This is a genomic window from Geodermatophilus sp. URMC 64 (assembly GCF_053502555.1).
Genome location: NZ_CP199955.1, coordinates 829,923 through 848,984 on the forward strand (window position 1 = coordinate 829,923; position 19,062 = coordinate 848,984).

Below are 19,062 nucleotides of genomic sequence, written 5' to 3' on the forward strand. Positions count from 1 at the left end.
TCTGATGCCAGGACCACAGCGACGCGGCGGCGGCGCCGGCGGCGGCAACGACCGCCGCGACCGTCGTGACGGCGGGCGGGGCCAGGGAGGCGCTCCCGCCGAGAAGAGCAATTTCATCGAGCGCGTGGTCGCCATCAACCGCGTGTCCAAGGTCGTCAAGGGCGGTCGGCGCTTCAGCTTCACCGCGCTGGTGGTCGTGGGCGACGGCGACGGCACCGTGGGTGTCGGCTACGGCAAGGCCAAGGAGGTGCCCGCGGCGATCGCCAAGGGCGTCGAGGAGGCCAAGAAGCACTTCTACCGGGTGCCCCGGATCGCCAGCACCATCCCGCACCCCGTGCAGGGTGAGGCGGCGGCCGGTGTCGTGCTGCTCAAGCCGGCCAGCCCCGGTACCGGTGTCATCGCCGGTGGCCCGGTGCGCGCCGTCCTGGAGTGCGCCGGCATCCACGACGTGCTCTCCAAGAGCCTGGGTTCGTCGAACCCGATCAACATCGTGCACGCGACCATGCAGGCGCTGAAGGACCTCGTGCGTCCCGAGGAGATCGCGGCCCGCCGCGGTCTGCCCCTCGAGGACGTCGCTCCCGCGGCGATGCTGCGGGCGCGGGCGGGTCAGGGGGTCTGAGATGGCGCAGATCAAGGTCACCCAGATCCGGTCGGCGATCGGCACCAAGCCCAACCAGCGGCAGACGCTGCGGTCCCTGGGCCTGAAGCGGATCAACGACTCGGTCGTGCAGGAGGACCGTCCCGAGATCCGCGGGATGGTCGCGACGGTGCCGCACCTGGTCACCATCGAAGAAATTGACTGAGCACGAGATCTGAGCAGGGATTCCACATGACTCTCAAGGTCCACCACCTGCGTCCTGCCAAGGGCGCCCACACCCCGAAGACCCGCGTGGGTCGCGGTGAGGGCTCCAAGGGCAAGACCGCCGGTCGCGGCACCAAGGGCACCGGCGCCCGCGGCAACGTCTCCGCCCGCTTCGAGGGTGGCCAGACGCCGCTGCACATGCGGCTGCCCAAGCTGTCCGGGTTCAAGAACCCGAACAAGGTCGTCTTCCAGGTCGTCAACCTCGACCGGATCGCCTCGCTGTTCCCGCAGGGCGGTTCGATCAACCCCGACAGCCTGGCCGACGCCGGCGCGGTCCGCCGCGGCCAGCCGGTCAAGGTGCTCGGGACCGGCGACCTGGGCGGCATCGAGGTGCACGTGCACGCGCACGCCTTCTCGGCGTCCGCGGCCGAGAAGATCAGTGCCGCCGGGGGCAGCACCACCCGCATCTGAAGTCCGAAGGACCCCTCCCCCTCACCTCGGCCCCGTCCAGAGGCGCGCCGCGAGCTCGCGAGCGGTGAGGGGGACGGGGTCCTTCGATTGCTAACCTCAGTCGACCGATCAGGGGAGGGCACGTGCTGCAGGCGTTCGCCGCGGCGTTCCGGACGCCAGACCTCCGGCGCAAGCTGCTGTTCTCCCTGGCGATGATCGCCGTGTACCGGCTGGGCGCCAGCGTGCCCGGTCCCGGGGTCTCGGTCGCCGCGATCAACAGCTGTCTCGACGCCGCCAGCCAGGGTGCCCAGCGGGACGTCTACTCGCTGGTGAACCTGTTCTCCGGCGGTGCGCTGCTGCGCCTGTCGGTGTTCGCGCTCGGGATCATGCCGTACATCACGGCGAGCATCATCATCCAGCTGCTGGTCGTGGTGATCCCGCGCTTCGAGCAGCTGAAGAAGGAAGGGCAGTCGGGCCAGCAGAAGCTGACCCAGTACACCCGCTACCTGACGATCGCCCTGGCGATCCTGCAGAGCACCGGCATCATCGCGCTGGCCCGCAGCGGTCAGCTCTTCCCGAACTGCAACCAGGACATCATCCCGTCCGACTCCGTGTGGACGACGGTCGTCCTGGTCGTGGCCCTGACCGCCGGCACCGCGGTGATCATGTGGCTCGGCGAGCTGCTCACCGAGAAGGGGATCGGCAACGGCATGTCCGTGCTGATCTTCACCTCGATCGCGGCGCGCATCCCCGCCGAGGGCGGCGCCATCCTGCAGACCCGCGGCGTCCTGGTCTTCACGCTCATCTGCCTGCTGGCCCTGCTGGTCATCGGCTCCGTGGTCTACGTGGAGCAGGCGCAGCGCCGCATCCCGGTGCAGTACGCCAAGCGGATGGTCGGCCGCCGCATGTACGGCGGGACGTCGACCTACCTGCCGCTGAAGGTGAACCAGGCCGGCGTCATCCCGGTCATCTTCGCCTCCTCGCTGCTCTACCTGCCGCAGCTGATCACCCAGCTGCAGGGGAACGAGACCGGCCCGGTCCGGCAGTTCTTCGAGACCTACGTCATCGACCAGAGCAGCCCGGTCCACATCGCCCTGTACTTCGGGCTGATCGTGTTCTTCACGTACTTCTACGTGTCGATCACCTTCAACCCGGAGGAGCGGGCCGACGACATGAAGCGCTACGGCGGCTTCATCCCCGGCATCCGCCCTGGCCGCCCCACCGCCGAGTACCTGCAGTACGTGCTCTCCCGGATCACCCTTCCCGGGTCGATCTACCTGGGGCTCGTGGCAGTCTTGCCGAACCTGTTCCTGTCGATCACCCAGCAGGGGCAGAACCAGAACTTCCCGTTCGGCGGGACGGCGGTGCTGATCATGGTGGGAGTGGGGTTGGAGACGGTGAAGCAGATCGAGACGCAGCTCAACCAGCGCAACTACGAAGGGTTCCTGAAGTAGTGCGCGTCGTGCTGCTCGGCCCCCCGGGGGCGGGCAAGGGGACCCAGGCGCAGATCATCGCCGGGAAGCTCGGCGTCCCGGCCATCTCGACCGGCGACATCTTCCGCGCGAACGTCAGCGGCCAGACCGAGCTCGGCAAGAAGGCCAAGGTCTACATGGACGCCGGCGACCTGGTGCCTGACGAGATCACCGTGGCCATGGTGAGCGACCGGCTGGCCGAGCCCGACGCCAAGGCGGGGTTCCTGCTCGACGGCTTCCCGCGGACGATCCCGCAGGCCGAGCAGCTGCGCTCCTCCCTCGCCGACCTCGGCACCGCCCTCGACCGCGTGCTCGAGATGGTCGTGGACGAGGAGGAGCTGGTCCGGCGGCTGTCCGGCCGCCGCATGCTCGTCAACGGCGAGTGGGTGCAACGCGACGACGACAAGCCCGAGACCGTGCGCCACCGGCTGCAGGTCTACCGGGAACAGACCTCGCCGCTGTCGGGGTTCTACGAGTCGGAAGGGCTGCTCTCGCGGATCGACGCGATCGGCGAGATCGACGAGGTCACCGCGCGCGCCATGGCCGCGCTGGGACGACCGGACGGCACGCAGCCGCACGCGGACTGAGGAGCAGCGCCGGAACATGAGGGCCGGGGGAGGGATCCTTCCGCGCATCCCGCTGCTGGCGAAGTGGAGTGGACGCATGATCCAGATCAAGACCCCGCAGGAGATCGAGCTCATGCGGGCCGCGGGGCTCGTGGTCGCCGGCGCGATCAAGGCCGTGCGCGCGGCCGTCCGGCCCGGCGTCAGCACCGGTGAGCTGGACGCCATCGCGGAGGACCACATCCGGTCGGCCGGCGCCGTCCCCTCCTTCCTGGGCTACCACGGCTTCACCGGCAGCATCTGCGCCTCGATCAACGACGAGATCGTCCACGGCATCCCCAACCGCGACCGCAAGCTCGCCGAGGGCGACAACATCTCCATCGACTGCGGCGCGATCCTCTCCGGCTGGCACGGGGACTCCGCCGTCACCGTCACCGTCGGCCCGCCCTCGGCGGAGGACGCCGCGCTCATCGACGTGACCGAGCGCTCGATGTGGGCCGGGCTGGCCAGGGCGATCGCCGGCGGCCGGCTCACCGACATCAGCGCCGCTGTCGAGCAGGTCATCACCGCCGAGGCGCACCCGTACGGCATCGTCGACCACTACGGCGGGCACGGCATCGGCACCGAGATGCACCAGGACCCGCACGTGCTCAACTACGGCCGGCCCGGCCGGGGCCCGCGGCTGGTACCCGGGCTGGCGCTCGCGATCGAGCCGATGGTCACCGTGGGGGACCCGGCCACCGCCGAGCTCGAAGACGGCTGGACGGTGGTCACCAAGGACGGCTCGCGCGCGGCGCACTTCGAGCACACGGTGGCCATCACCCCCGAGGGCCCGTGGGTCCTCACCGCCGAGGACGGCGGAGTCGAGGGGCTGGCGCCCTTCGGCATCACCGTCCGTCACTGAAGAAGGACGCCGAACCCGGTTCGCTGCGGTCTCCGTCACCGCCCCCTGGGTTGGTGACGGAAGGGGCAGCGGGGTACAGTGGCCGGTGGCGCTCGCGCCGCCCTGTTGTCGTGCTGTGGCCGCGCGACGCGGGGCGCCCTCGCGAGAGCGTCTGCACCACCAGTTCTGCAATCAGCGAGCGTCCAGCCGGGTTCCGGCGTGGGCGCGGATCGAGTCAGGGAGGCCGTGTCGGGCATGGCGAAGAAGGACGGGGCCATCGAGGTCGAGGGTCGCGTCGTCGAGCCGCTGCCCAACGCGATGTTCCGGGTCGAGCTGCAGAACGGGCACCGGGTGCTCGCCCACATCAGCGGCAAGATGCGCCAGCACTACATCCGCATCCTGCCCGAGGACCGCGTGGTCGTGGAGCTCTCGCCCTACGACCTGACCCGCGGTCGCATCGTCTACCGCTACAAGTAACCCGCCGGCCCGGGGACGCCCCGGGCAGACACCTGTCAACGGCACACGATCTGAGGAATGAGGGGCGGCACCGGTGAAGGTCCAGCCGTCGGTGAAGAAGATCTGCGACAAGTGCAAGGTGATCCGCCGGCACGGCCGGGTCATGGTCATCTGCGACAACGCCCGGCACAAGCAGCGCCAGGGCTGAGGGAGTACCTGAACATGGCACGACTGGCCGGCGTCGACCTGCCCCGCGAGAAGCGGATGGAGATCGCGCTCACCTACATCTACGGCATCGGCAAGGCCCACGCCAAGGAGACCCTGGCCGCGACGGGCGTCAGCCCGGACCTGCGCGTCAAGGACCTCGGCGACGAGGACCTGCTGAGGCTGCGTGACTACATCGACGAGCACTTCCGCGTCGAGGGTGACCTGCGCCGCGAGGTGGCCGCCGACATCCGCCGCAAGGTGGAGATCGGCTGCTACCAGGGGCTGCGCCACCGCCGCGGGCTGCCCGTCCACGGTCAGCGCACCCGCACCAACGCGCGCTCGAGCAAGGGCCCGCGCAAGACCATCGCCGGCAAGAAGAAGGCCGGCAAGAAGTAAGCCGCGAAGCGCGCCGTCGCAGCGACCCGGGAGGGCGGGAGCGACGGCGCGCCGCGTGCTGTTCCCAGGCCATCACACGTAAGGGATCAGAAGAGAGACATGCCTCCCAGGGCTCGCACCGCGGCCGGTGCCAAGAAGGTCCGCCGCAAGGAGAAGAAGAACGTCGCCCACGGCGCCGCGCACATCAAGAGCACGTTCAACAACACGATCGTGTCGATCACCGACCCCAACGGGAACGTGATCAGCTGGGCCTCCGCCGGCCACGTCGGCTTCAAGGGCTCGCGCAAGTCGACGCCGTTCGCCGCGCAGATGGCGGCCGAGAACGCCGCGCGCAAGGCGCAGGAGCACGGCATGCGCAAGGTCGACGTCTTCGTCAAGGGCCCCGGCTCGGGCCGGGAGACCGCGATCCGCTCGCTGCAGGCCACCGGCCTCGAGGTCGGGCAGATCCAGGACGTCACCCCGCAGCCGCACAACGGCTGCCGCCCCAAGAAGCGCCGCCGGGTCTGACCGGCCACTGACGAGACGAACGAGGAGAACCGAAAGTGGCCCGTTACACCGGAGCCGACTGCCGCATGTGCCGGCGCGAGAAGATGAAGCTGTTCCTCAAGGGCAGCAAGTGCGAGTCCCCGAAGTGCCCGATCGAGATCCGGCCCTACCCGCCGGGCGAGCACGGCCGGGGCCGCAGCAAGGACAGCGAGTACCTGCTGCAGCTGCGTGAGAAGCAGAAGGCCCGCCGCATCTACGGCGTGCTGGAGAAGCAGTTCCGCGGCTACTACGAAGAGGCGAACAAGAAGTCGGGCAAGACCGGTGAGGTCCTGCTGCAGATCCTGGAGTCGCGGCTGGACAACGTCGTGTACCGGGCCGGCTTCGCCGAGTCCCGCGACATGGCCCGCCAGCTGGTCCGCCACGGTCACATCCGGGTGAACGGCCGCAAGGTCGACATCCCGTCGTACCGGGTGAGCGAGAACGACATCCTCGAGGTCGCCGAGAAGTCGCGGCAGATGCTGCCCTTCGAGGTGGCCCAGGCCCGCGCCGGCGAGCGTCCGGTGCCGCCGTGGCTGGAGGTCATCAGCAGCCAGCTCCGCGTCCTGGTGCACAGCATCCCGGCGCGCCAGGTCATCGACACCCCGGTGCAGGAGCAGCTGATCGTCGAGCTCTACTCCAAGTAAAAGGACCCCGTCCTCCTCACCCCTCGCACGCTCGGGGTGAGCCTCGGGACGGGGCCGACGGCTCCGGCGGGCGGACAGATGCCCGCCGGAGCCCGCACCACCCCCTCACGGCGTCATATGGCGGGCGCCGGAGGACCTGAAGGAGAAGCACCATGCTCATCGCACAGCGCCCCACGCTGACCGAGGAGACCATCTCGGAGCAGCGCTCGCGGTTCGTCGTCGAGCCGCTCGAGCCCGGTTTCGGCTACACCCTCGGCAACTCCCTGCGGCGCACGCTCCTGTCCTCGATCCCCGGCGCGGCTGTCACCAGCATCCGGATCGAGGGGACCCTGCACGAGTTCACGACCGTGCCGGGCGTCAAGGAGGACGTCACCGAGATCATCCTCAACCTCAAGGGCCTCGTGGTCAGCTCCGACTCGGACGAGCCGGTGACCATGTACCTGCGCAAGCAGGGCCCGGGCGAGGTGACCGCCGCGGACATCGCGCCGCCGGCCGGTGTCGAGGTGCACAACCCCGAGCTGCACATCGCCACGCTCAACGGCAAGGGCCGGCTGGAGATCGAGCTGGTCGTCGAGCGGGGCCGCGGCTACGTGCCCGCGCCGCAGAACAAGCAGCCGGGCCAGGAGATCGGCCGGATCCCCGTCGATTCCATCTACTCGCCGGTGCTCAAGGTGACCTACGCCGTCGAGGCCACCCGTGTCGAGCAGCGCACCGACTTCGACCGCCTGGTCGTCGACGTCGAGACCAAGCCGTCGATCGCTCCGCGGGACGCGATCGCCAGCGCCGGTTCGACCCTGGTCGAGCTGTTCGGCCTGCTGCGCGAGCTGAACGTCGACGCCGAGGGCATCGAGGTCGGCCCGAGCCCGGCCGAGGCCGCCGACATCGCGAACTTCTCGATGCCGATCGAGGACATGGACCTCACCGTCCGGTCCTACAACTGCCTCAAGCGCGAGGGCGTGCACACCGTCGGTGAGCTCGTCACCCGCTCCGAGGCCGACCTGCTCGACATCCGCAACTTCGGGGCCAAGTCCATCGACGAGGTCAAGATGAAGCTGGCGGCCATGGGCCTGGCGCTCAAGGACAGCCCGCCCGGGTTCATCCCCACCTCGGTGGAGAGCTACGACGAGGGCTACGAGACCGACGCCTACCACGGCACCGCCGAGTACGGCACGGACTACGGCCAGGTCCAGTACGACGACGGCGCCTACCAGGAGACCGAGCAGCTCTGACGCTGCACCGGCCGGGCGGCGTCACCCCGCCGCCCGGCCGGTTCTCCCGGCCCGCCACACTGAACAGCGACTTCGCACCACGGAACTGCAGCCCGGCGCCGCTCCGCCCGGCCGCCTGAGGAAGGACCGACATGCCCACCCCCACCAAGGGCCCCCGTCTCGGCGGGTCCCCCTCGCACGAGCGGCTGATGCTGGCCAACCTGGCCACGTCGCTGTTCGAGCACGGGCGGATCACCACCACCGAGGCCAAGGCCAAGCGGCTGCGCCCGTTCGCCGAGAAGCTGGTGACCTTCGCCAAGCGCGGTGACCTGCACGCGCGTCGTCAGGTCATGACGGTCATCCGGGACAAGGACGTCGTCCACGCGCTGTTCGCCGAGATCGGTCCCCGCTACGAGAGCCGGACCGGCGGCTACACCCGCATCACCAAGGTGGGCAACCGCAAGGGCGACAACGCCCCCATGGCGGTCATCGAGCTGGTCGAGGCCCTGACCGTGGCGCAGCAGGCGGTCGGCGAGGCCGAGCGTGCCCGCGGCACCCGGTTCGCCTCGGGTGCCGGTGCGGCTTCCGCCGCGGGTGAGGTCACCGCCGACGCGGTCGAGGCCGCCGACGCCGGCGCCGAGACCGACGAGGTCACCGTCGACGCCGAGTCGCCCGACGCGGACGCCGCCGAGGACACCGTCCCCGCCGACGCCGAGGACGCCGCCGACGAGGAGGCCACCGACGCGGACGCCGGCACCGAGACGGTCGCCGTCGACGCGGAGTCGCCCGGTGACACGCCGGAGACGGACGGCACCCGGTGACCGAGCGGGAGCACCCCGCCGAGCGCGCCGACGCCGGCGCCGCCGGGGTCTCCGCCGGCGGCGGGGACCAGGGTTCGACCGTCGCGGGCGAGACCACCGGCCCCGGTGGCGACACCTCCCCGGCCGTGATCGGCGGCGAGGTCGACCCGGAGGCGCAGCAGGTCGTCACCGACGTGTTCAACCCCGACGGCGAGCGGCAGGACGACGGCGACGTCACCCCGGAGCCGTCGGCGCAGAACCTGGCCGTCGTCGACAGCGACAACCTCTCCCCGGAGGTGGCCGCCGCGGCCGCCGCCGAGGTGGAGGCCGCCGAGCTCGGCGACGCCGCCACCGCCGGCACGCACGCCCCGGGTGGCGAGTCCGCGCCCGACCCCAAGTGAGCGTCTGCTGACGTTCCCGCAGCACCCCGACGAGCCCGCCACCGGTACCGGTGGCGGGCTCGTCCGCGTTCGGCTCGACGTGCAGTACGACGGCACGGCGCTGCACGGCTGGGCCCGCCAGCCCGGCCGGCGCACCGTGCAGGGCGAGCTCGAGGCGGCGCTGGCCACCGTGCTGCGCTGCCCGGTCGCGCTGACCGTCGCCGGGCGCACCGACGCCGGTGTGCACGCCACCGGCCAGGTGGCCTCCGCCGACGTGCCGCGGGAGGCCTGGGCGCAACATCGGGAGAAGCTCGTGCGGCGGCTGAGGGGCGTCCTGCCGGCCGACATCGCCGTCCCCGCGGTGCGGGAGGCGGCCCCGGAGTTCGACGCCCGCTTCGGCGCTCTCGCCCGGCACTACGTGTACCGGCTCACCGACGCCCCCGGCGGCCCGCCGCCGCTGCGCCGCGCCGACACCGTCGGGTGGCCGCGCACCCTCGACGAGCGAGCCATGGCCGCCGCCGCCGTCCTCCTGCTGGGCGAGCACGACTTCGCCGCCTATTGCCGCCGCCGCGAGGGGGCCACCACCACGCGCACGCTGCTCGGGCTCGACGTCGCCCGCGACGGCGACCTGGTCACCGTGGCCGCGTCGGCGGACGCCTTCTGCCACTCGATGGTCCGCAGCCTCGTCGGCGCCCTCCTGCAGGTCGGCGAGGGCCGCCGTCCCCGGGAGTGGCCGGCCGGGCTGCTGGCCCGCACCCGGCGGGCCGACGAGGTGCCGGTGGCGCCGGCCGGCGGGCTGACGCTGGTCCGGGTGGACTACCCGCCGGACGACATGCTCGCCGCCCGGGCGGCGGTGACCCGCGCCCGCCGCGGCAGCTAGGGCAGCGCCGCGACCGCCTGCTCGATCGGTGTCTCCCCGCCGACCAGCTCCACCACGTCGTTGGTCTTCCCGGTGCGGAGGAACTCGGCGAGCACGGCGGCGACGTCGTCCCGGGTGACCTCACCGAACTCCAGGCCGTGGCCGAGGGTGACCCGCCCTGTGGCCGGATCGTCGGTGAGCCGGCCCGGCCGCACGATGGTCGTGTCGAGGCCGGGGCGGGGAAGGATCTCGTCCTCGGCGCGCAGCTTGGCCTGCAGGTAGACGGCGAAGACCGGGTCCATCCCGCGCGGCGTGCCCTGCCGGGCCTGCTCCACGCCCATGGAGGAGACCAGCAGGTAGGAGCGGACGCCGGCCCGCTCGGCGGCGTCGGCGAGCAGCACGGCGGCGGCGTGGTCGACGGTGTGCTTGCGGGCGGCGCCGCTGCCGGGCCCGGCGCCGGCCGCGAAGACGACCGCGTCGGCGCCCGAGACCACCCCGGCGACGTCGTCCACCGACGCCTGCTCGAGGTCGAGGACCGCCGGTTCCACGCCGTCGGACTCCAGGTCGGCGCGGTGGCCGGGGTCGCGGACCAGGCCGACGACGGTGTCGCCGCGGGCGGACAGCAGCCGGCCGAGCCGGCGGGCGACCTGACCGTGGGCTCCGGCGACGACAATGCGCATGGCGCCGTCCTACCCCCGGGGGCGCCGGGTGATCCGCGCCGCCGCCTCCCGCGCGCGGGCGAGGTCGGTGGGCGTGTCGCAGTCGGTCCAGGGCGGCGGCATGCCGGGCTCGACGACAGGGCGGTACCGGCGCACGGCCAGCGGGGCGAGCACCTTGCGCATGGACGTCGGCCCGGAGACGTCGGCCACCGCCGCGCGTAGCACCGCCGTCCGCCAGACGCCCAGCAGGAGCTGGTCCTGGCCGGTGTCGTCGACGACGAGGACGCCGTCCCCGGTCAGCCGCTCGCGCAGCGACCGGATCAGCCCGGCCGTGAGGAACGGCAGGTCGCCGGCGAGGACGGCGACGACGTCGGTCGGCACCTCGGCCAGCCCCGCCCGCAGCGCCGCCACCGGCCCGCCGCGGGGTGGCTCCTCGCGGACGACGACGACCCCGGGAGGCACCGGCTGCGGCGGGCCCACGACCACGCGCGGGTCCGCGTCCGCGACGGCGGCGAGGACCGCGGCCAGCATCGTCCGGCCGCCGACCGCCAGCTGCGGCTTGGCCTGGCCGCCCAGCCGCGCCGCCCGGCCGCCGGCCAGCACCACCGCGGCGTACGGCGGAAGCGGAACGACCGGGTCCATGACCTGCACGGTAGAGGCCTACTCGTGGGTACCGTTCCTCACGTGGGACGAGTCACCAGCCGCACGCCCGTGCTGCGGATCCGCGGGGCCGCGCACAGCACCCGGCCGGACACCGTCGCGGCCGAGGAGCCGCTGGAGATCCGGCTGGGCGGCGCGCCGCTGGCGGTCACCATGCGCACCCCGGGCGACGACTTCGACCTGGTGCACGGCTTCCTCGTGACCGAGGGGGTGATCGGCTCGGCGGACGACGTCGCCGGGCTGCGCTACTGCAACTCCGTCGACCCCGACGGCCGCAACACCTACAACGTCGTCGACGTCGACCTCGCCCCGGGCGTCGCGGCCCCGGACACCGCGCTGGACCGCAACTTCTACACCTCGAGCTCCTGCGGCGTGTGCGGCAAGGCCAGCATCGACGCGATCCGCACGCGGACCCGCTACGACGTGGCCGCCGATCCGGTCCGGCTGCCGCTGGAGGTCCTGCTCGCTCTGCCCGACCGGCTGCGCGCGGCCCAGTCGGTGTTCGACAAGACCGGCGGGCTGCACGCGGCCGGGCTGTTCACCCCCGACGGCGAGCTGGTGGCGCTGCGGGAGGACGTCGGCCGGCACAACGCCGTCGACAAGGTCGTGGGCGACGCCGTCCGCACCGGCCGGCTGCCGCTGGCGGGGCACGTGCTGATGGTCAGCGGCCGGTCGAGCTTCGAGCTCACGCAGAAGGCGGCGATGGCCGGCATCCCGGTGCTGGCCGCGGTCTCGGCGCCGTCGTCCCTGGCCGTGGAGCTCGCCCGCGAGGTGGGGATCACCCTGATCGGCTTCCTGCGCGGCGACGGCTGCAACGTCTACACCTGCCCGGAGCGGCTGGTCCTGCCGGCGAGCTGAGGTCGCGGCGGCCTGGCCGGAACCTCTGCCGGCAGGGTGAGCGCCGGCCGGCCGGACAACTCGACCTGACGCCGTCCTCGGGCCCGCGCGTCGCGCGGGCGTCACAGCGGCTACGAGCCGTACACGAGGCAGAAGGGGTGCCCGGCCGGGTCGGCGAACACCCGGAAGCCGCTCTCGCGTTCCGCGGGGAGCTTGGTGGCGCCCAGGGCCAGGACCGCTCGCTCGGCGGCCTCGACGTCGTCCACCCGGATGTCCAGGTGCTCCTGCTGCGGGCGGTGCGGGTCGGGCCACTCGGGCGGCACGTAGGTCTCCGCGCGCTGGAAGGCGAGCTCCCGCAGGCCGGGCTCGCGGCCGATGACGACCCAGTCGTCGCTCTCCTCGTTCATGCGCATGCCGAGGACCTCGGCGTAGAACGCCGCGAGCGCCCGCGGGTCCGGGCAGTCCAGGACCGTCTTCTCCAGCCGTCCGATCACCCGCGCAGCATGTGCCGCGGCCGGTCGGCGCGCAGCCCGGGGGCTACTCGGGGGACTGCAGGCCGACGAGGACGCCGCTCTCCCGACGCAGGACCTCGGGCAGCGGGTCCTCCGGCCCGGAGAAGCCGCCGGTGAACCACTGGGGGCTGCGGACCACCGGGCGCAGCACGTAGCCGCCATCGATGGGGATGTAGCTCCCCGTCGCGTCCTGCCGGTAGGCCTGCTCCACGACCCGAACGCTCGCGACCGTCGCCGTCGTCGGTGGCAGCACCTCGTCGGGGAGGCCGCCGTGCAGATCGGCGCTGAGGCTGCCCCGGCGCGGAACGGCGTCCGCCGAGAGACCGATCCACCAGGCGTACAGCGTCCCGTGCCGCAGCAGGAGTCCGCCGGGCATGGGCCCTACGCCCGCGAAGACCTCCTCCACCGTCCACGGAAGGTCCACGGCGCCGGGGCCGGCGGGGTCGTCGCCCCAGAGCAGGGGCCAGGTGACGCGGTCGCCCTCCCCCGGCGGCGGCTCGCAGCACTCGATCTCCCAGCCGGCCAGGAAGACGTCGACCTCCACGTCAGTGATCGCCGCCGCGCAGCTGGCTGACCACGTGGGGGAGCAGCGGGCCGAGGACGGCGAGGCCGTCCTTCACGCCGCCGGTCGAGCCGGGCAGGTTCACGATCAGCGTGCGGCCGGCGGTGCCCGCGATCCCCCGGGAGAGCACCGACGTGGCCACCTTGGGCTCGCCGTAGCGGCGCACGGCCTCCGCCAGCCCCGGCGCCTCGCGCTCGAGCACCACCCGGGTCGCCTCCGGCGTCACGTCGGTGGGGGACAGCCCGGTGCCGCCGGTGGTGAGGACGACGTCGGCGCCGCCGGTGACCGCCTCGCGCAGCACCTGGGCGAGCTGCTCGACGTCGTCCGGGCGGACGTGCGGGCCGTCAACCGCGAAGCCGAGCTCCCGGAGCCCCTCGGCCAGCGCCTGCCCGCTCCGGTCGGGGTAGACCCCCGCCGCGGCGCGGTTCGAGGCGGTGACGACGACGGCGCGGGCGCCGGGCGGCAGCTCCGGGCTCACCGGACCCAGTCCCCGCTCTTGCCCCCGGACTTGGCCAGCAGCCGCACGTCGGTGATCGCCGCCCGGGGGTCGACCGCCTTCACCATGTCGATCATGGTCAGCCCGGCGACGGCGACCGACGTGAGCGCCTCCATCTCCACGCCGGTGCGGTCGGCGGTGCGCGCGGTGGCGGTGATCTCCACCGCCTCGTCGGTGACCTCGACGTCGACGGTGACGCCGTGCAGCGCGATCGGGTGGCACAGCGGCACGAGGTCCGGCGTCCGCTTGGCACCGGCGATGCCGGCGATGCGGGCCACCGCGACCGCGTCGCCCTTCGGCACGCCGCCGCCGCGCAGCAGCGCGATCACCTCGGGGCTGACCAGCACCCGCCCGGCCGCCGTGGCCACCCGCGTGGTGACCGCCTTCTCCGACACGTCGACCATCCGGGCGGCGCCCGTCTCGTCGACGTGCGTGAGCCTCGGCTCAGAGGTCACTGCAGCGCTCCTTCGATCAGGACGACGTCCACCTCGGCGCCCTCGGGCAGTTCGGTGACGTCCTCGGGGACCACGACCAGGCAGTTGGCCCGGGCCAGGTGGGCGACCAGGTGCGAGCCCGGGCCGCCGACCTGGGAGACCAGCCCGCCGTCGTAGCGGCCGCGCAGGAACTGCCGCTTGCCGGCGGGGGAGCGCAGCGGCGATGTCAGCCGGGCCGGCGCCCGCAGCCGGCCGGGGGCGGCGTGCCCCAGCGCCCGGCGCAGCGCCGGCCGCACGAACACCTCGAACGACACGAACGAGCTCACCGGGTTGCCGGGCAGCGTGACGATCGGGACGCCGTCGACCGTGCCCGCGCCCTGCGGGCCGCCGGGCTGCATCGCCACCTTCACGAACTCCACCGTGCCCAGCCCCGAGAGCGCGTCCTTGACGACCTCGTAGGCGCCGGCGCTGACCCCGCCGCTGGTGATCAGCAGGTCGGCCGAGTCCAGCTCGGCGCGCAGCGTGGCCAGGAACTGGTCGACGTCGTCGGGGACGAAGTGCAGCCGCCGCGCCTGGCCGCCGGCGTCCTCGACGGCGGCGACCAGCAGCCGCGAGTTGGACTCGTAGATCTGCCCCGGCAGCAGCGGCCTGCCCGGCTCGACCAGCTCGCTGCCGGTGGACAGCACCAGCACGCGGGGGCGCCGGCGCACCGGCAGCGTCGTCACCCCGACCGCCGCGGCCAGGCCGAGCTGGGCGGCGCCGAGGGGCGTACCGGCCGCCAGGGCGACGGCGCCGGCCGCGATGTCCTCGCCGGCGGCGCGCAGGTGGGTCCCCTTCGCGGGGGCCTCGCGGATCTCCACGACGTCGGTGCCGCGGTCGGTGAGCTCCACGGGGACGACGACGTCGGCCCCGGCCGGCAGCGGCGCGCCGGTCATGATCCGTTGCACGGTGCCCGGCTCGAGCGGGCGGACGTCGGTGCGGCCGGCCGGGATGTCGTCGGCGACCGGCAGGCGGACGGGCAGCTCGGCGAGCTCCGCCGAGCGGGCCGCGTAGCCGTCCATCGCGGAGTTGTCGAAACCGGGCAGCGCGACCGCCGCCGCGACGTCCCGCGCCAGCACGCGGCCGTGCGCGTCGGCCAGGTCGACCTCCTCCTCGGCCAGCTCCGCCAGCAGGGCGGCGACCACCGCCTGGTGTTCCTCGACCGTCCGCACGGGCTCATCCTGCGCGAACGGCCCGCCGCCGGGTAAGGCGGGAGGCATGGCGGACGTCGTCGTGGTCGGGCAGGTGGGGCGGGACCTCGTGCTGCGGGTGGATGAGCTGCCGGACGCGGGAGGGGCGGTGCCGGCGGCCGAGCGGCGCGAGCTGCTGGGCGGGAAGGGCGCCAACCAGGCGGTCGCGCTCGCCCAGCTCGGCGTCCCGGTGGCGCTGGTCGGCGTCCTCGGCACCGACCACGCCGGCGACGAGGCCCGGGCGCAGGCGGCCGCGGACGGCGTCGACGTCTCCGCCGTGGTCGGCCGTCCGGGCGCGGCCACGGCGCTGCTGCTGGACCTGGTCGAGGACGGCGGCCGGCGCCGGCTGGTGGAGGCCGTCCCGGACCAGGTGCGGCTGACCGCCGACGACGTGTGCGCCGCCGCCGGCCAGCTCGCGGCCTGCGCGGCGGTGAGCCTGCAGCTGCAGACGCCGGGCCCGGCCGTGCGGGCCGCGCTGGACGCCGTCCGGCCGGACACAGTGGTGGTCTGCGACGGGGCGCCCGCCGACGACGCCACCCGGACGGCGGTGCTGGCCCGCGCCGACGTGGTCCGCGCCGACGCCGCGGAAGCCGCCCGGCTGGTGGGGCGCGACCTGGCCGGGCCGGACGACGTCCGCGACGCCGCCGCCGAGCTGCTGACCGCCGGTCCCCGGCTCGTCGCCCTCGGCGCGGGGGAGGACGGCGACCTCGTCGCCTGGCGGGCCGGCCCGCGCCTGGGCATCGCCGCCGAGGAGCTCGAGGTGGACCCGAGCTGGGCCGACGGCGAGCTGCTCCTCCCGCTGCTCGGCGGCCCGCCGGTCGACCCGACCGGCGCCGGCGACTCCTACGTCGCGGCGCTCACCGCCGCGCTGCTGGGCGGCGCGGCACCAGAGGACGCCGCCTGGGCCGCCGCCGCGGCGGCCGCGCTCTGCGTCGTCCGGGCGGGAGGCCGGCCGGAGCTCACGCCCGAGGCCCTGGGGGCGGCGGTCCGCCGGTTCCGGGTCCCGTGAGCCGTCCGGTTAGGGTCGGCCGGACGCAGGGGGCACGACGGAGGTGGCGATGTCGGAGATCGACCGGATGCTGGCGGCCAACGAGGACTGGGCGCGCCGGTTCCCCGGCTCGAAGGACGTCCGCCCGGCGCGCAAGGTCGCCGTCGTGGCCTGCATGGACTCCCGGATGCCGCTGTTCCAGATGCTGGGCCTCGAGGTCGGCGACGCGCACGTGATCCGCAACGCGGGCGGGGTGATCACCGAGGACGTCGTCCGCTCGCTCACCGTCTCCCAGCACGTGCTGGGCACCCGCGAGATCCTGCTAGTGCACCACACCCAGTGCGGCCTGCAGGCGACCGACGACAACTCCTTCGCCGACCTCGTCGAGGAGGCGACCGGCCGGCGTCCCGCGTGGGCGCTGCGCGCCTTCAAGGACGCCGAGGCCGACGTCCGCGAGTCGATCCGGCTGATCCAGGAGAGCCCCTACCTGCTCTCCCGCGAGGTCCGGGGCACCGTCTACGACGTCGAGACGGGCCGGCTGCACGAGGTTCGCTGACGTCGGCTTTCGGCCCCGTCCAGAGGCTCGCCCCGAGCTCGCGAGGGGTGAGGAGGACGGGGTCCTTCGACTGGTATCGTGGTCGGCTGGCGCGCGGGCCGGCTGGTGTCCGCGCGCGCTGCACCGTCTCCCGTGCTCGGTGAGGCGATCCCACCAGCCGTCCCGACGACGACGGAGGACACGAGCGCCGTGCGCACGTACACCCCGAAGCCCGGCGAGGTCAGCCGGGCCTGGCACGTCATCGACGCCACCGACGTGGTGCTCGGTCGACTGGCCAGCCAGACCGCGCAGCTGCTGCGCGGCAAGCACAAGCCCCAGTACGCCCCGCACGTGGACGTCGGCGACTTCGTCGTCATCGTCAACGCCGGCAAGGTCGCCCTGACCGGCACCAAGCGGGAGACCAAGAACGCCTACCGGCACTCCGGCTACCCGGGCGGCCTGAAGACCATCAACGTGGGCGACCAGCTGCGCACCCACCCCGACCGCGTGATCGAGCGCGCCGTCAAGGGGATGCTGCCGCACAACAGCCTCGGCCGGCAGATGCTGAAGAAGCTGAAGGTGTACGCCGGGCCGGAGCACCCGCACACCGCGCAGCAGCCCCAGACCTTCGAGATCAAGCAGGTGGCCCAGTGACCAGCGCCCTGACCGTGACCGACGCCGAGGGACGTCCCGTCCAGACCGTCGGCCGGCGCAAGGAGGCCGTCGTCCGCGTGCGGCTGCTGCCCGGCACCGGCCAGTTCAAGCTCAACGGCCGGACCCTCGAGGAGTACTTCCCGAACAAGGTCCACCAGCAGCTCATCCGTGAGCCGTTCGTGACCCTCGAGAAGGCCGAGCAGTACGACGTCGTCGGCATCCTCAAGGGCGGCGGCGTCACCGGCCAGGCCGGCGCGCTGCGCCTGGCGATCGCCCGCGCCCTCATCGAGGTCGAGGCCGAGGACCGCCCGGCCCTGAAGAAGGCCGGCTTCCTGACCCGCGACGCGCGGGTCAAGGAGCGCAAGAAGTACGGCCTGAAGAAGGCCCGCAAGGCGCCGCAGTACTCGAAGCGCTGACCCTTCGTGGGTCGCCTCTTCGGGACCGACGGGGTCCGGGGTCTGGCCAACGCCGACCTCTCCCCGGAGCTGGCGCTCTCGGTGGCGCGTGCCGCCGCCGGCGTGCTCGCCGACCGCGACGGGACCTCGCGTCCCGTCGCGGTCGTCGGCCGTGACCCCCGGGCCAGCGGGGAGATGATCGAGGCCGCCGTCGTCGCCGGGCTGACCAGCGCCGGCGCCGACGTGCGGCGGGCGGGTGTGCTGCCGACCCCGGCCCTGGCGTTCCTCACCGCCTCGACCGGCGCCGACCTCGGCGTCATGATCTCGGCCAGCCACAACCCGATGCCCGACAACGGCATCAAGCTGTTCAGCCGCGGCGGGCACAAGCTGCCGGACGCCGACGAGGCGGTCATCGAGCGCCTCGTCACCGGCCACGTCGACGGCGGCCACCGGCCGACCGGCCGCGGCATCGGTCGGGTCGGCGACCTGCCCGGCGGCGTCGAGGACTACGTCGAGCACCTGCTGTCGACGCTGGACCGGCCGCTCGCCGGCCTGGACCTGGTCGTCGACTGCGCGCACGGGGCCGCGGCGGCCATCGCCCCCGAGGTCTACCGCCGGGCGGGCGCCACCGTGCACACGATCGGCGCCGCCCCCGACGGCTGGAACATCAACGACGGCGTCGGCTCCACCCACCTCGGGCCGCTGACCGAAGCCGTCCGGAAGCGCGGCGCCGACCTCGGCATCGCCCACGACGGGGACGCCGACCGGTGCCTCGCCGTCACCGCCGGCGGCGAGGTGGTGGACGGCGACGCGATCCTCGCCGTCTGCGCGCTGGCGCTGCACGAGCGCGGCACCCTCAAGCAGGACACCGTCGTCGCCACGGTGATGAGCAACCTGGGCTTCCACCACACGATGCGCGACGCCGGCATCGCCGTGCAGACCACCGCCGTCGGCGACCGGTACGTGCTCGAGGCGCTGCGCGCGAACGACCTGTCGCTCGGCGGTGAGCAGAGCGGTCACCTGGTCTTCCTGGACCACGCCACCACCGGAGACGGGCTGCTGACCGCGCTGTCCCTGATGTCGCGGATGGCGGCCACCGGTGCCTCGCTGGCCGACCTCGCCTCGGTGGTGGTCAAGCTGCCGCAGGTGCTGATCAACGTGCCCGTGACCGACCGCCTCGCCGTCGTCGAGAGCGACGCGGTCGCCGACGCGGTCAACGCCTGCGAGGAGCAGCTCGGCGACTCCGGCCGGGTGCTGCTGCGCCCGTCGGGCACCGAGCAGCTGGTGCGGGTGATGGTCGAGGCGCCCACCCAGGAGCAGGCCGACGCCGTCGCCGCCCGCCTCGCCGACGTGGTCGCCGCCGTCAGCTGAGGTCCGGTACGTCGCTGCCGTCGTGATCTCGCCCACGGGGCGTGACCCGAGTGGCGGGTGCGGCCCCCGAGCGGGTGTAAGTGGA

28 protein-coding genes are annotated in these 19,062 nt (G+C 73.4%); 21 read left to right on the forward strand and 7 right to left on the reverse strand.

The annotated features are described in order from the left end of the window. The first annotated feature begins 4 nt into the window (after positions 1-4). The 15 genes from rpsE (at position 5) to truA (ending at position 9,666) form a co-directional block, all read left to right on the forward strand. Positions 5-619: a 30S ribosomal protein S5 gene (gene rpsE, locus ACWIYF_RS04175; protein WP_448626853.1), complete on the forward strand. Its 615-nt coding sequence runs from the start codon at positions 5-7 to the stop codon at positions 617-619. Between the two features lies 1 nt (position 620). Beyond that, on the forward strand, positions 621-803 hold the full coding sequence (rpmD, locus tag ACWIYF_RS04180) for a 50S ribosomal protein L30 (protein ID WP_448626854.1): 183 nt from the start codon (positions 621-623) through the stop codon (positions 801-803). 26 nt (positions 804-829) lie between these two features. Continuing rightward, on the forward strand, positions 830-1,273 hold the full coding sequence (rplO, locus tag ACWIYF_RS04185; protein ID WP_448626855.1) for a 50S ribosomal protein L15: 444 nt from the start codon (positions 830-832) through the stop codon (positions 1,271-1,273). A gap of 122 nt (positions 1,274-1,395) precedes the next feature. Further along, positions 1,396-2,706, forward strand: a complete 1,311-nt coding sequence (gene secY, locus ACWIYF_RS04190) for a preprotein translocase subunit SecY (RefSeq protein WP_448626856.1) — start codon at positions 1,396-1,398, stop codon at positions 2,704-2,706. Positions 2,707-2,714: 8 nt separating this feature from the next. Further along, positions 2,715-3,311, forward strand: coding sequence for an adenylate kinase (locus tag ACWIYF_RS04195; protein ID WP_448626857.1), 597 nt, complete (start codon positions 2,715-2,717; stop codon positions 3,309-3,311). Between the two features lie 76 nt (positions 3,312-3,387). After that, positions 3,388-4,191, forward strand: coding sequence for a type I methionyl aminopeptidase (gene map, locus ACWIYF_RS04200; protein WP_448626858.1), 804 nt, complete (start codon positions 3,388-3,390; stop codon positions 4,189-4,191). Positions 4,192-4,425: 234 nt separating this feature from the next. Beyond that, entirely contained in the window at positions 4,426-4,647 is a 222-nt protein-coding gene (gene infA, locus ACWIYF_RS04205; protein WP_012950459.1) for a translation initiation factor IF-1, read from the forward strand. A gap of 73 nt (positions 4,648-4,720) precedes the next feature. Further along, positions 4,721-4,834: a 50S ribosomal protein L36 gene (gene rpmJ, locus ACWIYF_RS04210; protein ID WP_012950458.1), complete on the forward strand. Its 114-nt coding sequence runs from the start codon at positions 4,721-4,723 to the stop codon at positions 4,832-4,834. A 14-nt stretch (positions 4,835-4,848) separates the two neighbouring features. Continuing rightward, entirely contained in the window at positions 4,849-5,229 is a 381-nt protein-coding gene (gene rpsM / locus ACWIYF_RS04215) for a 30S ribosomal protein S13 (protein WP_448626859.1), read from the forward strand. Positions 5,230-5,328: 99 nt separating this feature from the next. Continuing rightward, positions 5,329-5,736 carry a 30S ribosomal protein S11 gene (gene rpsK, locus ACWIYF_RS04220; RefSeq protein ID WP_026857037.1) on the forward strand — a complete coding sequence of 136 codons (408 nt, stop codon included), beginning with the start codon at positions 5,329-5,331 and terminating at the stop codon, positions 5,734-5,736. A gap of 35 nt (positions 5,737-5,771) precedes the next feature. Further along, positions 5,772-6,398 carry a 30S ribosomal protein S4 gene (rpsD, locus tag ACWIYF_RS04225; protein WP_448626860.1) on the forward strand — a complete coding sequence of 209 codons (627 nt, stop codon included), beginning with the start codon at positions 5,772-5,774 and terminating at the stop codon, positions 6,396-6,398. A 152-nt stretch (positions 6,399-6,550) separates the two neighbouring features. Next, the gene (locus ACWIYF_RS04230; protein WP_448626861.1) at positions 6,551-7,627 is read left to right on the forward strand and encodes a DNA-directed RNA polymerase subunit alpha; all 1,077 of its coding nucleotides are present in this window, start codon (positions 6,551-6,553) and stop codon (positions 7,625-7,627) included. 131 nt (positions 7,628-7,758) lie between these two features. Then, on the forward strand, positions 7,759-8,427 hold the full coding sequence (gene rplQ / locus ACWIYF_RS04235) for a 50S ribosomal protein L17 (protein ID WP_448626862.1): 669 nt from the start codon (positions 7,759-7,761) through the stop codon (positions 8,425-8,427). Beyond that, complete coding sequence (locus tag ACWIYF_RS04240; protein ID WP_448626863.1) at positions 8,424-8,807, forward strand: hypothetical protein; 384 nt, start codon at positions 8,424-8,426, stop codon at positions 8,805-8,807. The genes rplQ and ACWIYF_RS04240 overlap by 4 nt, the downstream gene beginning before the upstream one ends. 79 nt (positions 8,808-8,886) lie before the next feature. After that, positions 8,887-9,666 (forward strand): tRNA pseudouridine(38-40) synthase TruA, encoded by a 780-nt coding sequence (truA, locus tag ACWIYF_RS04245; RefSeq protein ID WP_448626864.1) that lies wholly within the window; start codon positions 8,887-8,889, stop codon positions 9,664-9,666. On the opposite strand, the gene ACWIYF_RS04250 is transcribed toward truA, so the two are convergent. Both ACWIYF_RS04250 and mobA read right to left on the reverse strand, forming a co-directional pair. Then, positions 9,663-10,325 (reverse strand): NAD(P)H-binding protein, encoded by a 663-nt coding sequence (locus ACWIYF_RS04250; RefSeq protein ID WP_448626865.1) that lies wholly within the window; start codon positions 10,323-10,325, stop codon positions 9,663-9,665. The two genes, truA and ACWIYF_RS04250, sit on opposite strands and share 4 nt — an antisense overlap. 9 nt (positions 10,326-10,334) lie before the next feature. Then, positions 10,335-10,946 (reverse strand): molybdenum cofactor guanylyltransferase, encoded by a 612-nt coding sequence (mobA, locus tag ACWIYF_RS04255; protein ID WP_448626866.1) that lies wholly within the window; start codon positions 10,944-10,946, stop codon positions 10,335-10,337. A gap of 42 nt (positions 10,947-10,988) precedes the next feature. Between mobA and fdhD the strand changes: the two genes are divergently transcribed. Further along, complete coding sequence (fdhD, locus tag ACWIYF_RS04260) at positions 10,989-11,822, forward strand: formate dehydrogenase accessory sulfurtransferase FdhD (protein ID WP_448626867.1); 834 nt, start codon at positions 10,989-10,991, stop codon at positions 11,820-11,822. Positions 11,823-11,932: 110 nt separating this feature from the next. Here the strand turns inward: fdhD and ACWIYF_RS04265 are convergent, their stop codons facing one another. Genes ACWIYF_RS04265 through moeA form a run of 5 tightly spaced genes read right to left on the reverse strand, consistent with a single transcriptional unit; the run spans position 11,933 to position 15,016 of the window. Beyond that, complete coding sequence (locus tag ACWIYF_RS04265) at positions 11,933-12,295, reverse strand: VOC family protein (RefSeq protein WP_448626868.1); 363 nt, start codon at positions 12,293-12,295, stop codon at positions 11,933-11,935. Between the two features lie 43 nt (positions 12,296-12,338). Beyond that, positions 12,339-12,857, reverse strand: a complete 519-nt coding sequence (locus ACWIYF_RS04270; RefSeq protein WP_448626869.1) for a DUF6578 domain-containing protein — start codon at positions 12,855-12,857, stop codon at positions 12,339-12,341. Between the two features lies 1 nt (position 12,858). Then, positions 12,859-13,353, reverse strand: a complete 495-nt coding sequence (locus tag ACWIYF_RS04275) for a MogA/MoaB family molybdenum cofactor biosynthesis protein (RefSeq protein ID WP_448626870.1) — start codon at positions 13,351-13,353, stop codon at positions 12,859-12,861. Continuing rightward, complete coding sequence (gene moaC, locus ACWIYF_RS04280) at positions 13,350-13,826, reverse strand: cyclic pyranopterin monophosphate synthase MoaC (protein ID WP_448626871.1); 477 nt, start codon at positions 13,824-13,826, stop codon at positions 13,350-13,352. Before moaC ends, ACWIYF_RS04275 begins: the two co-directional genes overlap by 4 nt. Beyond that, a complete protein-coding gene (gene moeA / locus ACWIYF_RS04285) occupies positions 13,823-15,016 on the reverse strand; it encodes a molybdopterin molybdotransferase MoeA (RefSeq protein WP_448626872.1) in 1,194 nt (397 codons plus the stop codon). The genes moaC and moeA overlap by 4 nt, the downstream gene beginning before the upstream one ends. A 46-nt stretch (positions 15,017-15,062) precedes the next feature. Here moeA and ACWIYF_RS04290 point away from each other — a divergent pair, with 46 nt between their 5' ends. From ACWIYF_RS04290 to glmM, 5 genes are all read left to right on the forward strand, one after another. Next, entirely contained in the window at positions 15,063-16,043 is a 981-nt protein-coding gene (locus ACWIYF_RS04290; RefSeq protein WP_448626873.1) for a PfkB family carbohydrate kinase, read from the forward strand. A gap of 49 nt (positions 16,044-16,092) precedes the next feature. Beyond that, a complete protein-coding gene (locus ACWIYF_RS04295; RefSeq protein ID WP_448626874.1) occupies positions 16,093-16,578 on the forward strand; it encodes a beta-class carbonic anhydrase in 486 nt (161 codons plus the stop codon). Positions 16,579-16,767: 189 nt separating this feature from the next. Then, entirely contained in the window at positions 16,768-17,211 is a 444-nt protein-coding gene (gene rplM, locus ACWIYF_RS04300) for a 50S ribosomal protein L13 (RefSeq protein ID WP_448626875.1), read from the forward strand. Continuing rightward, positions 17,208-17,627: a 30S ribosomal protein S9 gene (gene rpsI, locus ACWIYF_RS04305; protein ID WP_448626876.1), complete on the forward strand. Its 420-nt coding sequence runs from the start codon at positions 17,208-17,210 to the stop codon at positions 17,625-17,627. Before rplM ends, rpsI begins: the two co-directional genes overlap by 4 nt. Before the next feature lie 6 nt (positions 17,628-17,633). After that, positions 17,634-18,977, forward strand: coding sequence for a phosphoglucosamine mutase (gene glmM, locus ACWIYF_RS04310; RefSeq protein WP_448626877.1), 1,344 nt, complete (start codon positions 17,634-17,636; stop codon positions 18,975-18,977). The last annotated feature ends 85 nt before the right edge of the window (positions 18,978-19,062 follow it).